At 70.1% G+C, this 12,512-nt stretch carries 12 protein-coding genes; 9 read left to right on the top strand and 3 right to left on the bottom strand.

Features of this window, described 5'->3' with window-relative positions:
* The first annotated feature begins 27 nt into the window (after window positions 1–27).
* The 6 genes from ABZ664_RS07450 to ABZ664_RS07425 all read left to right on the top strand — a co-directional run bounded on the left by ABZ664_RS07450 (window position 28) and on the right by ABZ664_RS07425 (window position 6,445).
* Window positions 28–1,398 (top strand): NAD(P)/FAD-dependent oxidoreductase, encoded by a 1,371-nt coding sequence (locus ABZ664_RS07450; protein ID WP_362504459.1) that lies wholly within the window; start codon window positions 28–30, stop codon window positions 1,396–1,398.
* Window positions 1,399–1,489: 91 nt separating this feature from the next.
* On the top strand, window positions 1,490–2,455 hold the full coding sequence (locus ABZ664_RS07445; protein ID WP_362504456.1) for an LLM class F420-dependent oxidoreductase: 966 nt from the start codon (window positions 1,490–1,492) through the stop codon (window positions 2,453–2,455).
* A gap of 249 nt (window positions 2,456–2,704) precedes the next feature.
* On the top strand, window positions 2,705–3,145 hold the full coding sequence (locus ABZ664_RS07440; protein WP_362504453.1) for a hypothetical protein: 441 nt from the start codon (window positions 2,705–2,707) through the stop codon (window positions 3,143–3,145).
* Complete coding sequence (locus tag ABZ664_RS07435; RefSeq protein ID WP_362504450.1) at window positions 3,142–4,353, top strand: divalent metal cation transporter; 1,212 nt, start codon at window positions 3,142–3,144, stop codon at window positions 4,351–4,353. Before ABZ664_RS07440 ends, ABZ664_RS07435 begins: the two co-directional genes overlap by 4 nt.
* A 31-nt stretch (window positions 4,354–4,384) precedes the next feature.
* On the top strand, window positions 4,385–5,215 hold the full coding sequence (locus tag ABZ664_RS07430; protein WP_362504447.1) for a PRC-barrel domain-containing protein: 831 nt from the start codon (window positions 4,385–4,387) through the stop codon (window positions 5,213–5,215).
* A gap of 81 nt (window positions 5,216–5,296) precedes the next feature.
* Window positions 5,297–6,445, top strand: coding sequence for an NAD(P)/FAD-dependent oxidoreductase (locus ABZ664_RS07425; protein ID WP_362504444.1), 1,149 nt, complete (start codon window positions 5,297–5,299; stop codon window positions 6,443–6,445).
* A gap of 6 nt (window positions 6,446–6,451) precedes the next feature.
* On the opposite strand, the gene ABZ664_RS07420 is transcribed toward ABZ664_RS07425, so the two are convergent.
* From ABZ664_RS07420 to ABZ664_RS07410, 3 genes are all read right to left on the bottom strand, one after another.
* The gene (locus ABZ664_RS07420; RefSeq protein WP_362504441.1) at window positions 6,452–7,321 is read right to left on the bottom strand and encodes a sugar isomerase; all 870 of its coding nucleotides are present in this window, start codon (window positions 7,319–7,321) and stop codon (window positions 6,452–6,454) included.
* Between the two features lie 97 nt (window positions 7,322–7,418).
* Complete coding sequence (locus ABZ664_RS07415; RefSeq protein ID WP_362504438.1) at window positions 7,419–8,048, bottom strand: methyltransferase domain-containing protein; 630 nt, start codon at window positions 8,046–8,048, stop codon at window positions 7,419–7,421.
* Between the two features lie 239 nt (window positions 8,049–8,287).
* Window positions 8,288–8,863, bottom strand: coding sequence for a hypothetical protein (locus ABZ664_RS07410; protein WP_362504435.1), 576 nt, complete (start codon window positions 8,861–8,863; stop codon window positions 8,288–8,290).
* 653 nt (window positions 8,864–9,516) lie between these two features.
* On the opposite strand from ABZ664_RS07410, the gene ABZ664_RS07405 reads away from it, so the two are divergent.
* Genes ABZ664_RS07405 through ABZ664_RS07395 form a run of 3 tightly spaced genes read left to right on the top strand, consistent with a single transcriptional unit; the run spans window position 9,517 to window position 12,508 of the window.
* Complete coding sequence (locus ABZ664_RS07405; protein WP_362504432.1) at window positions 9,517–10,683, top strand: glycosyltransferase; 1,167 nt, start codon at window positions 9,517–9,519, stop codon at window positions 10,681–10,683.
* Window positions 10,680–11,999 carry an aromatic ring-hydroxylating dioxygenase subunit alpha gene (locus ABZ664_RS07400; RefSeq protein WP_362504429.1) on the top strand — a complete coding sequence of 440 codons (1,320 nt, stop codon included), beginning with the start codon at window positions 10,680–10,682 and terminating at the stop codon, window positions 11,997–11,999. The genes ABZ664_RS07405 and ABZ664_RS07400 overlap by 4 nt, the downstream gene beginning before the upstream one ends.
* On the top strand, window positions 11,996–12,508 hold the full coding sequence (locus ABZ664_RS07395) for an aromatic-ring-hydroxylating dioxygenase subunit beta (protein ID WP_362504426.1): 513 nt from the start codon (window positions 11,996–11,998) through the stop codon (window positions 12,506–12,508). The genes ABZ664_RS07400 and ABZ664_RS07395 overlap by 4 nt, the downstream gene beginning before the upstream one ends.
* Window positions 12,509–12,512 lie beyond the last annotated feature (4 nt).

Below are 12,512 nucleotides of genomic sequence, written 5' to 3'. Positions count from 1 at the left end.
AAACGGAGTGCCGAAAGGAGCGACGTCATGGGTGAACGACAACGAGTCGTCGTGATCGGAGGAGGGTTCGCGGGTTTCACCGCGGTCCGTACCCTCTCCCGGATCGCGAAGGGCGCGATCGAGATCGTCCTGATCAATCCGACCGACTACTTCCTCTACCTGCCCCTGCTGCCGGAGGTCGCGGCCGGCATCCTCGACGCCCGCAAGGTGGCGGTCCCGCTGGCGGGCGACTATCCCGGCGTACGGTATCTGCTCGCCACGGCGGACAGCGTCGACATCGAGGCGCGCCGCGTGAAGTGCACCGACGCCGAGGGCAACCACCGCGAACTGGGCTACGACCGCCTGGTGGTCGCGGTCGGCAGCGTCAACAAACTCCTCCCCGTACCCGGGGTCGCCGAGTACGCCCACGGCTTCCGCAGCATCGTCGAGGCCCTCTACCTGCGCGACCACCTGATCCGCCAGGTCGAGCTCGCCGACGCGTCCGACGACCCCGAGGAGCGTGCGGCCAGGTGCACCTTCGTGGTCGTGGGCGCCGGGTACACCGGGACCGAGGTCGCGGCGCAGGGCCAGCTGCTCACGAACGCCCTCCGCAGGCACCGGCCGAGGCTGCGTGACCAGCCGATGCGCTGGATCCTCGCCGACATCGCCCCGCGTATCCTCCCCGAGCTGGACGAACGCCTGTCGCGGAGCGCGCACCGGACGCTGTCCGAGCGGGGCATGGAGATCCTCACCGATACGAGCGTGGCCGAGGCGACGGCTGAGGGGGTGAAGCTCTCCGACGGGGAGTTCGTACCGACCAAATCCCTGATCTGGTGCGTCGGCGTGCGCCCCGACCCGATGGTGGAGTCCCTGGGCCTGCCGACCGTGAAGGGGCGTCTGCGCGTCGACGAGTACCTGAGGGTGCCCGGCCACCCGGAGATCTTCGCCTGCGGCGACGCGGCCGCGGTCCCCGACCTCACCCGGCCCGGCGAGTACACGGCGATGACCGCCCAGCACGCCGGCCGCCAGGGCAGGCAGGCCGCCCGCAACATCGCCGCCTCCTACGGCCACGGACGGCTCAAGCCGTACAAGCACAGCGACCTGGGGTTCGTCGTCGACCTGGGAGGGACCGGTGCCGCCGCGAACCCGCTGGGCGTGCCGCTGTCGGGCATGGCGGCCAAGGTGGTCACCCGGGGTTACCATCTGCTGTCCATCCCGCGCAACCGGGCGCGCATCGCGGGAAGTTGGCTGCTGGACCTGCTGACGCCCCGCCAGACCGTCCAGCTGGACGTGGTCCGCGGCTCGGCGGTCCCGCTCAAGCACACCACCCCCGAGGCCCCTCACGCCCCGGACGGGGAGGCGTCGAAGGCGGACGCCTCACGAAAGGCGGGTGCCTCGTCGAAGGCGGGCGGCTCGTAGACGAGCGGCTCAAAGGCAGGCGATTCGTAAAGGACGGCGATGTTTTCGGCTCTTCCGGCGATGCTCGCGGAAAGCCGGGTAGGGGCGGAGTATGGCAAAGATCGGTTACACGATGATGTGTGAGCAGACGCCCGCCAGGCAGCTGGTCAAGGACGTCACGACGGCCGAGCGGGTCGGTTTCGACTACGCGGTCATCTCCGACCACTACTTTCCGTGGCTGGAGGAGATGGGCCACTCCCCGTACGCCTGGTCGGTGCTCGGCGCGGTGGCGCAGGCCACCCGGCAGCTGCCCCTGATGACGTACGTGACCTGCCCGATCATGCGTTACCACCCCGCGGTGGTGGCGCAGAAGGCGGCGACGATGGGCGTGCTGAGCGAGGGCCGCTTCACGCTCGGACTGGGCGCGGGGGAGAACCTCAACGAGCACGTGACAGGTCAGGGCTGGCCTTCGGCCGACACCCGGCACGGGATGTTCCGCGAGGCCGTGCAGATCATCAGGGAGCTGTTCGAGGGTGGGTACGTCACCTACCGCGGCGAGTTCTTCGACGTCGACTCGGCCAAGCTGTACGACCTGCCGGACCAGCCCATCCCGCTCGCGATCGCCGCCTCCGGCGGCCAGTCGGGGAAGATCGCCGCCGAGCACGGTGACGCGCTGGTCGCGACCGATCCCGACTCGGACCTGGTACGCCTGTTCGCCGGGGAGGGTGGCACGGGCAAGCCCGTCTACGGCCAGCTCGCCGTCTGCTACGACCCCGACGTGGAGGCCGCCAAGGAGCGGGCGCATCGGCTGTGGCGCTGGTCGGTGGCCGGATGGAAGGTGATGGCCGAGCTTCCGGGGCCCGTCAACTTCGCCGCCGCCACCGAGACGGTGCGGCCGGAGGACGTCGCGGCCAAGGTGCCGTGCGGCCCCGACGTGGACGCCGTGGTGGAGGCGGTGCGCGCCTACACCGACGCCGGTTTCACCCACGTCGCCCTCGTCCAGATCGGCCACGAGCACCAGGACGCGTTCCTCGACTGGTCGGAGAAGGAGCTCCTCCCCGCCCTGAGCAACCTCTAGCCACCGGTAGTCCCCTCCGATCCCCGACCACCGGCTTCCCGGCCCCTGGCCCGAGCGACCTCCGGTCACCGGCTCCCGCCCACCCCGGTTCCCCCTCCCTGGGGTGAGGGAACCGGGAGACAGGAATACGGCGGGTGTTCGGGGGCACAGGCTTCAGGTGATCGATGAGGGACTCGTGCTACTCATGGCGTGGGCGCAGCTGCTCGGCCTGCTGGGTGTGCTGGCCTACTTCCTGCTGCGGCCGGGCCGATGAGGAGGCCCGGCGCTCTTGGGACTCTCGGGATACTGGCGGCGCTGCTGGCGGGATGTGTCAGCCCGGCCTGGGACGACCACGACTACTCCCTGAAAGCCGCAGCGACCGCCGAGGCGGCCGCCTCCAGTCTGGAGATCGTCCGCCTCGCGGTCGCGAACGAGGCCAGGCTGACCACCCCGTACCTGAAGACGGTGCTGACCGAGGCAGCCGAGGAGACAGGAGGTCTCGGCACGCAGTTCGGCGGGGTGCAGCCGCCGACCGAGGCCGCCGACCGGGTCCAGGCAGAGGTGCTGGACCTGACCACGCGGGCCGAGGAGCAGGTGAGCGACCTGCTCGTCCAGGTCAGGCGGGACGGCGTCAAGGACCCCGCACGGGCCGCACGCGAGCTGGAGAAGCTGGCCGCGGAGCTGCGGAGGTTCGGGGAGGCGCACCGGTGAAGAAGCTGTTCGCCGTGACGCTGGGCATCCTCACCGCCTTCGGTGGTTTTGTCGACATCGGCGACCTGGTGGCCAACGCCCTGGTCGGGGCCAGGTTCGGGATGTCTCTCGCCTGGGTGGTGGTCGTCGGGGTGGTGGGCATCTGCCTGTTCGCCGAGATGTCTGGGCGGATCGCCGCGGTCTCGGGACGGCCCGTCTTCGACCTGGTCAGGGAGCGACTGGGACCCCGGGCGGGTCTGGCAAATCTGGGGGCGTCGTTCTTCATCAACGTCCTCACCCTCGCCGCCGAGATCGGCGGCGCCGCCCTGGCACTGGAACTGGCGACGGGAGTCAACTACCTGCTGTGGGTACCGGGTGTCGCGTTCGTCGCGTGGCGGGTGAAGTTCGAGACGATGGAACGGGTCTTCGGGCTGGCCGGACTCGCGCTGGTGGTGTTCGCGGTGGCGCTGTGGCAGCTCGGACCCGACTGGGGTGAGCTGGGTGCCCAGCTCACCCACCCGCCGCCCGACGAGGGCGTGCCCACCTACTGGTACTACGCGATCGCTCTGCTCGGTGGCGCGATGACGCCCTACGAGGTGTTCTTCTTCTCCTCGGGCGGGGTCGAGGAGCGCTGGACGCGCCGGGACCTGGTGACCGAGCGGGCCAACGTCTTCGTCGGCTTCCCGCTCGGCGGGTTCCTGTCGATCGCCATCGCCGCCTGCGCCGCGACCGTCTTCTTCCCGGTGCACGCCCAGGTGGACACGCTCGGGCAGATGCTGCTCCCGGTGGGACTCGGCCTAGGACAGGTGGGACTCGCCGCGGTGATCCTCGGGGTGTTCGCGGCCACGTTCGGGGCGACTCTGGAGACCGCGCTGTCGTCGGGTTACACCATCAGCCAGTACTTCGGCTGGCAGTGGGGCAAGTTCGTCCGCCCCCGGGACGCGGCTCGGTTCCACGCGGTCGTCCTGGCCGTGGTGATCGTCGCCACCGCGTTGATCCTGACGACCATCGACCCGATCAAGGTGACGGAGTACTCGCTGGTCTTCGCCGCCGCCGCACTCCCCCTCACCTACCTGCCCGTCCTGATGATCTCCAATGATCCCGACTACATGGGGGACCGGGTCAACGGCCGCCTCTCCAACACCCTGGGGACGGCGTACATGGTGCTGCTCCTCGTGGTCGCGGTGGCCGCGATCCCCCTGATGATCGCGACGAAGGCGGGACAATGACCTGGGCGACGGCTGCGAGGGGGGCGGGCCGATGACCGGAGCCAGGCGGATCCACGCCCAGCTGCACCTGCTGGACCGTCAGGTCGTACTGGCGGGCGACGGCCACCTGCTGTGCAAGGTCGACGATCTGGAGCTCGGCCACGACGCCGAGGGCCGCCCTTACCTGACCGCGATCCTGTACGGACCGCTCGCCCTGGGCCCGCGGATCGGAGGAGTCCCCGGACGCCTGATGGTCGCCGTGACCAGCCTGCTGAGACCCGAGACGCACCCCGAGCCCCAGCGCGTCCCGATGGTCCTGGTGACCGAGATCGGCAGCGCCGTCACCGTCGCGGGCCGGCAGGCGGAGCCCGCCCTGGAACGGTGGGCCAGGAAGAACATCATCGCCAAGATCCCCGGTAGCGGCGACGGGGACGGAGGCGAGGGCGGACGCGACGACGGGGACGACACCGGCCGAAGCGGGGGAGGTGGCCGGAGAGGCGGCGAAGGAGGCGAAGGCCGTCCGCCCAGGGTGAGCGACCTCATCGGCCGCCCGGTCGTCGACTCCGGCGGACGCCAGGTGGGCCAGGTCGCCGACGTGCGGTTCGACCAGGACGGGCCGCTGATCGAGGAGGTGAGGAACGCCTTCCGGCTCAACGGACTGATCGTGGTGCCCCGCCACACCGGCCGGTTGTTCGGCTACGAGCGAGGGCCCGGCGGCCGTGCCCCCTGGCTGGTCAGAGAGGTGATCCGCAGGCTGCACCGGAACAGCCGGTTCGCCACCTGGTCCCAGATCGCCACACTCGGCGGTGAGACCGTACGCCTGTCCGTACCCGTCGGCGAACTGTCGCCGCTCAGGGAGCTGTACGAACCCGACCCGAGCTGACCTCGCCCGGTCCCGCACGTACCGCCAGGAAGATCCACCGCGCGGCGGTTCCCCCCGGGCGTACGGGGAAGGCTCCCCGGGGTGGATGACGTCTGGGATCTGGTGGTCGTCGGCGGCGGGCCCGCGGGGGCGGCCGCGGCCCTGCGCGCGAGACAGCTCAGGCCCGAGGCGCGGGTCCTGCTGCTCGACAGGGCCGACTTCCCCCGTGACAAGGCCTGCGGTGACGGCATTGCCGCCCACGGGCGCGACGAGCTCGCCCTGCTGGGCGTTCCCGACCTCATCGCCGACTACCGGCCGACGCGGCGCCTGGCGGTGGTCTCCCCCGGCGGCGCCCGCGTCTCGGCCACCTCCGCCAGGTCCAACCACGTCGTGCCCCGCAAGGTCTTCGACGCCCGCCTCGTCGACGCCGCCCGCGCCCGCGGTGTCGAGGTCCGCCGTCACCAGGTCCGCGCGCTCGCCGCTCTCGGCGATCACGTGGTTCTCGACGGCACCGTCACCGCCCGCGCCGTGGTCGCCGCGGACGGGGCCAACTCGACCGTACGGCGCCTCATCGGCGTCTCCCCCTCCCCCGAGAAGCACACCGCGATCGCCGTGCGCGGCTACGCCGACGTGCCCGCCGACGACGACGTCCAGTCGATCTTCATGCAGCAGGACGGGTGGCCCGCGTACGCGTGGTCGTTCCCGATCGGCGACGGCACCGCCAACGTCGGCTACGGCATGCTCCTGCCCCGGCTGCACGCCACCGGCCTGCCGGGCAAGACGGTGCTGCACGGACGGCTCGCCGAGCTGCTGCCCCACGTGAACGCCCGTGACCTGCGTGCCCACCACCTTCCCCTCTCCCCCGGCCGCCCCGGGCCGGGTTCGGGGCGGGTGATGCTCGCCGGTGACGCCGCGGGTCTCATCAACCCGCTCACCGGCGAGGGCATCTTCTACGCGCTGCTTTCGGGCCGGCTCGCCGGGGAGGCCGCCGTCCAGGCGGCGGACGACCCGCTGCCCGCCTACCGGCGCGGCCTGAGAAAGGCCCTCGGCCGGCACCTGCGCACCACCGACGTGCTCGCCCTCGCCTCCCAGTCACCCGGCTTCATCGACGCCGCGATCGACACCGCCGCCCGCCGCAAGGAGGTGTTCGACCTGCTGGTCGACGTGGGACTGGGGGCGGGCACCGTACCGCTGCCGCTGGCGCTGGCCGTGGTCCGCCGCTGGCTGCTGAACGCCGCCCGGCGCCGCTGAGGGCGACTACCCGAGGATCACCGAGCGGGTCAGGTTGCGCGGGTTGTCCGGGTCGAGGCCGCGTGACCGGGCCAGCTCCACCGCGAGCCGCTGGGCCCGGATCAGGTCGGCCAGCGGGTCGAGGGTGGTGGCCGTGGTCAGGGCTCCGGTGCGGGCGACGTCGTCGAGCAGTTTCTCCTGACCGCCGAAGAACCACACCAGGCTGTTCTCGTCGGCGATGCTGATCGGCCCGTGCCGGTACTCCATCGCGGGGTAGGCCTCCGCCCAGGCGAGAGCGGCCTCCCTGAGCTTCAGCGCAGCCTCCTGGGCGAGGCCGTTGGTCCAGCCGCTGCCCAGGAAGGTGAACTGCCGCCGCGAGATCGCCCCCTCGGGGAGCGGTGTGGTGAGCGCGGTCTCGGCCTGGGCCGCGAGGTCGGCGGGGGCCTCCCCGACGTGCGCGCGGAGCAGAGCGAGAGCGCTGGTGGCGAACCTGGTCTGCACCACGGAACGCTCGTCGGCGAACTCCAGCGCGATCACCGTCTTGGCCAGGCCGGTCACCGGGGTCGCCGGGTCGGCGGTGATGGCGACCGTCGGGACGTCACCCGCCGCGTCGAGGGCGCGCAGCACCTCCGTCGTGGTCCCGGACCTGGTGATCGCGACCAGCCGGTCGTAGCGGCGCGCGGGCAGCTCGGAGGCGGGGAACGCGTCGGTCTCCCCCTGCCCGGAACGCTCGCGCAGCACCGCGTACGCCTGCGCCATGTACAGCGAGGTGCCGCAGCCGATCACGGCGACGCGCTCACCCGTCTCCGGCAGCCCCGCCGGACTCGCCGCGCCGAGATCCAGCGCCTGCCGCCAGCACGCGGGCTGGCCGGCGATCTCCTCCAGGACGTACGCCACGTGCGCCTCCTCATCGATGCCCGTTCACCCTCGTACCCCGCTCACGAGGGTCCAGCGCCTCACCGACGCCGGAATCGCACGGATGGACGGCGGCGGGTCACGGCCGGACGGCGAGCACCCGGAAGCTGACGCCGCGTGTCATCCGGGACACCGACTCGATCCGGAACCCCGCCTGCTCCAGGAACGGCCGGGGGTCGCGGGTGAGATAGTCGGCTTCGAACCGCACGAACAGCGGTTCCACCACCCGCATCCCGGCGCGGATGATCGGGTTGCTCGACGGCCCGTGCTCGGCCAGCACGAACCTGCCGCCCGGCTTGAGCACGCGGTATGCCTCGCGCGCCGCGGCCGCCGGGTCCGGGATGGTGCACATCGTGAACGTGGACAGCACGGTGTCCGCGTGGCCGTCGGGCAACTCCAGGCGCTGCACGTCACCCTGCCGCAACTCCACCCGTTCGCCGAGCCCTTCCCGCGCCACCCGCCGCCGCGCCAGTTCCAGCATCCGCTCGGACAGCTCGATCCCGACCACCGTGACATCGGCGTCGTACAGCGGCAGGTTGAGCCCGGTGCCGACCGCGATCTCCACCGTACGGCCGCGCGCCTGCCCGACGGCCCACTCCCTGCTCCCCGGAAACAGGCGCCGCTCCCAGACCCGCATCTGGTCGTCGTACCGATCCGCCATCCGGTCGAACACCCGCCGCACGTCGGCATCCGTGGTGGTACGACGCATCAAGACTCCTTCTGGAACGGGAACCCCGCGAGATCACTTCGTCGCCACAGGACGGCGAAGCACCGCCCTTGTCCGGGCGATGACCGTCATCCGGCCGAGACTCCGCCCGCCTGTCGTCGCACCCCGTCACCTCGGCCGGTCGCCTGGTTTCCCTGCCAACGAACCGGTCCCGGGTCCCGTTCCCGCGACATCCGCCGCGAACCTGGATCTTCGGTCCACGGCAATGCCCGAAATGCGCCCTACTGCACCCTGAACTTCTCCCAGGGGCCGATCTTCGAGCCGCGGGCGCGCAGCATCCCGTACTTGTCGCCCCTGTTGCCGAGTTCCGCCGACACGTAGTTCCGGGAGGGGACGGCGAGGTTCCTGATCGACACGCAGCCCGTCCCGCAGGAGGCGATGTGGAACCTTTCCCAGGTACCGGCCGAGGACGCGCGGGCGCGCAGCATCCCGCGGTCGCCTCCCGACCAGCCGAACTCCGCGGACACGTACCTGCCGTTCGCCAGGGACTTGATCGTGTAGTTGCGACCGTTGTAGCAGATCGAGAACCTCTCCCAGGGGCCGGCCTTCGTGGCGCGGGCGCGCAGCATCCCGTACTTGTCGCCCGGCCAGCCGAACTCCGCGGACACGTACCTGCCGTTCGCCAGCGACCTGATGCTGCGGGTCTGGCACTTCGCGACGGACGCCTCACCTCCCGTCGCCGTGACGAGCGACGACGCGGCCCCCGAGGCCGTCGACCGGGCCAGCACGGGCGCGGGCGCGGCCACCGTGCCGACACCGGCCAGGACGAGAGACGTGGCGACCATGAGCTTCTTCACAAAACCCCCTATTGATCGGCAAATGCCGTCGATCATTATGGGGCCCACCGGACCGGGACCGCCTCCAAGAGGTGAGCGCGGCCGAGGTGACGTCCACGGAAAGCCCTCACCCGGAACACGGTGAGGACCCCTTCCGTCACAGAGCGGAGGCACATTTCGGGCAGGTCTCCCACCCCTGCCGCGGAGAACGCCTGTGCTGCGGAGAACTCGCGTCGCCCTCGACCTCGCGACCCGATGTTCCGGGCTTCCCGCGCACCACCGCGGCGTGCTCCAGGCCTGTTTTCAGGAGTGTCTGAATCACATTACTCATCAGGAATGCCCTCCTTGATCAGGAGTTACCCCGAAAAACGTACAATCCCTATCAATTCATAAAATTCACGCCAAAAGCACGATTTAGACGTCGTTGACACGATGTGCCCCCTCGGCGATGGTGGGGAATGCATAGAGCTTCACAGCAGTGCCTGGACGTCGACGGTCCCTTTCGCCTGCCGGGCGTTTTCGCCTGTCCGGAAGCGGAGTTCCGCCGTTCGCGCGTCGCCGTCTCGACTCGTTTTCCGAAGGCAGGAGGATGTCGCGGTCGTAGCCGCTGTGGTGCATCCAGAGCCAGATTCTGAGTCGGCCTGGTCGTCTTCTTTCGATGGATCGGAGATTTGATGCGCGTTGCCCTCCTCACCACGACTCAGCACGGTCACCTGAACCCGTACATTCCGGTGGTCAATGCGCTCCGAACCGCCGGCAGTGAGGTTGCGCTGCTGCTGTTGTCCGCGGACGGTGGCGCGATCGACGAGCAGCGTCGCCAGGCCTTGGGCGAGACGCGGGTCCACACGATCGGGAAGGTCGAGATGGCGCCGTGGAGCGGCGACCCGGCGAAGATCGGCCCCATGCTCCAGTCGTCGCCGGTGGCGGAGCAGACGGCCAAGGCGCTCCGTGAGACGGCACCGGACTTCGTGCTCGTCGATTCGCTGCCGGTCACGGCGTCGGCCATGGTCGGCGCGGAGGCGTCCGGCGTGCCGTACGGGATGATCTGGGCCAACCTGGGCGGAGTATGCCCGAGCGAGCATCGACGAGGTCGCTGGCCGTACGACGAGCAGGTCGGCGCCTATCTGACCGGGCACGGGGTGTTGTGGTCGGCCCGGACCCATTCGGCGCGTTCGCCGATTCTCAACCTGATGCCGACGATTCCCGCTCTCGTCGGGGACGACGCGGTCACCGACGACGGTGTGCAGCTGGTCGGATTGCCGGGTGCGGCGGGGACCCGCGGCGACGAGGTCGCCTTCTCGGGCCTGGATCGGATCGACCCCGACCGCCCGCTGGTGTACGTCTCCTTCGGCACGATCTTCTACCGGCGGCCGGACCTGCTGCGCACGGTGATCACCGGGGCGGCGGCGACCGGTGCACAGGTGATCGCCGCGGTGGGAGATCTCGCCGAGGAGCTCGCACTGCCCGACGAAGTGCTCACCGCTCCCTATCTGCCGCAACGTGAGGTGCTCGAACGCGCCGACGTGTTCATCACCCACGGCGGCTACAACTCCGTGGCGGAGTCGATCCGGGCCGCGACACCGATGCTGGTGGTCCCGCTGGCCGTGGACCAGCCCATCCAGGCGTACTTCGTGGACAACGCGGGCTTCGGGACGATGCTGGAGCCGGCCGGCGTCACCGAGCAGGCGGTCGCCGACGCCGTCACCGATCTGCTCGATCCCGCCCGGGACTACCGGGCCCGGCTGCGCGCCGCGCAGCCGGAGTGCGGCGATTCCGCCGTGCGCACGGCCGAGCTGGTCATCGGCACGGTCGAGACGCTACAGCGAAAGAGGGAGCAGTGACGATCGAACCGCGGCGGCCGGTGGGCGACCCGATCGTGATCGATGATCTTGAGCGTCTCTCGTTCCGGGTGGATCGCCGCGCCTACACCGACGACGACCTGGCCGCACAGGAGATGGCCAGGATCTTCGATCGCTGCTGGTTGTACGTCGGGCACGAATCGGAGGTACCGGGGCCGGGCTCCTACGTGGCACGCGACGTCGGCGGGCGCCCGGTGGTCATGGCGCGCGGGTCCGACGGGGTGATCCGGGTGTTCGCGAACAGCTGCACCCACCGCGGTGCCCTGATCTGCTCGCAACCGGCCGGGCAGGCCAGATCGTTCCGGTGCCCGTATCACGACTGGACGTTCTCCAACCAGGGCGACCTGGTCGGGGTCCCGATCCCCGACGGGTACGGGCCGGGCTTTCGCAAGGCGGACTTCGGCCTGGCGCAGCACCGTAGTGACGGCTACCGAGGCTTCGTGTTCGTCACCTTCGATCCGGAGCAGCCGCGCACCTTGACCGAGTACCTGGCGGGTGCGACGGAGTACCTCGACCTGATCGACGACCAGTCGGAGGTCGGGATGGAGGTGATCCAGGGGGCGCAACTCCACGGGGCCCGGGCCAACTGGAAGCTCATGATGGAGAACAGCGTCGACATCTACCACTTCCGTGCCCTGCACAAGCGCTACGTCGGCTACATGGAGTCGCTGGGGTCGGTGCCACCACGACGACGAGGCGGCTTCGGCCGCGCCCTCGGACTGGGGCACGGAGCCAACGAGCTGCCACCGGCGGCGGCCCGTCCGCTCGCCTACTGGACGCCGATGTTCGGCACCGAGGTCCGGCCCCGGATCGAGGCGACGGCCGCGCGGTTCGTCGAACGGTTCGGCGCCGAACGCGCCGAACGGATCACCGGCACCAATCGCGCGGTGCTGATCTTCCCCAACCTGATGATCATCGACGCGATCGCGATCACGATCCGCAAGATCGACCCGGTCGGCGCAGGCCAGATGGCCATCACCTCGGTCGCCCTCGCCCCCAAGGACGAGGATCCGGACATCCGGGAACTCCGCAAGAGTCACTACCTGACGTTCCTCGGCCCCGCCGGCTTCGCCACCCCCGACGACGTCGAGATCGTCGAGTCGTGCCAGCGGGGTTATCTCAACCGCACGGTCCGCTACTCGGATCTGTCACGCGGCATGAACAAGGAGGTCCCGGAGACGACCGACGAGCTTCCCGCCCGCGAGTTCTGGCGGCAGTGGGACCGGTTGATGCACGGTGACGACGGTCACCTCGAAGTCGTTCACCGGGCCGAGATGCAAGGGGCGGAACCACGATGACCATCGAGCTGACGGTCGACGAAGCGGCCCAGGTGCGGTTGTGGCACCAGGTGAGCCGGTTCCTTTTCCGTGAGGCGCGACTGCTCGACGAGTGGCGCCTGCGCGAGTGGTACGACGAGATGCTGACCGGCGACATCCGCTACTCGGTGCCGGCCACCGACGTCCGCGGCGAGACGGCCGACGCGCTCGGGCTCATCGACGACGATGCCGCCCGGCTACGCCAGCGGATCGAACAGCTCCTCAACGGCGAGGTGTGGTGCGAGAACCCCCGGTCGCGGACAAATCGGATGATCAGCAACGTGGAGATCCTGACCGATCGGGGCACGCACCTCGACGTGGCGGCGAATGTCGTCGTGTACCGGTTCGGGCACGGACGCTCTGACACCTACGTCGGAAAATACCGGTTCGAGCTCGTCGTCGAGGGCGAGGCGTTCCGGATCAGGAGACGGGTCGTGGTGCTCGACCACGAGACGTTGTACGAGCACGGAAAGCTCAGCATCATCCTGTGATCGG

It is taken from the genome of Streptosporangium sp. NPDC006930 (genome assembly GCF_040635605.1).
In the GTDB taxonomy this organism is placed as follows: domain Bacteria; phylum Actinomycetota; class Actinomycetes; order Streptosporangiales; family Streptosporangiaceae; genus Streptosporangium.
The sequence above is the reverse complement of the archived record's forward strand: the minus strand, read 5'-3'. Positions and strand labels throughout refer to the sequence as shown.

Bases quoted from the DNA above. Each gene is read 5' to 3' on its own strand.
- ABZ664_RS07395 (WP_362504426.1), top strand. From the start codon at position 11,996: ATGACCATCGAGCTGACGGTCGACGAAGCGGCCCAGGTGCGGTTGTGG.
- ABZ664_RS07445 (WP_362504456.1), top strand. From the start codon at position 1,490: ATGGCAAAGATCGGTTACACGATGATGTGTGAGCAGACGCCCGCCAGG.
- ABZ664_RS07450 (WP_362504459.1), top strand. From the start codon at position 28: ATGGGTGAACGACAACGAGTCGTCGTGATCGGAGGAGGGTTCGCGGGT.
- ABZ664_RS07405 (WP_362504432.1), top strand. From the start codon at position 9,517: ATGCGCGTTGCCCTCCTCACCACGACTCAGCACGGTCACCTGAACCCG.
- ABZ664_RS07430 (WP_362504447.1), top strand. From the start codon at position 4,385: ATGACCGGAGCCAGGCGGATCCACGCCCAGCTGCACCTGCTGGACCGT.
- ABZ664_RS07415 (WP_362504438.1), bottom strand. From the start codon at position 8,048: ATGCGTCGTACCACCACGGATGCCGACGTGCGGCGGGTGTTCGACCGG.
- ABZ664_RS07440 (WP_362504453.1), top strand. From the start codon at position 2,705: ATGAGGAGGCCCGGCGCTCTTGGGACTCTCGGGATACTGGCGGCGCTG.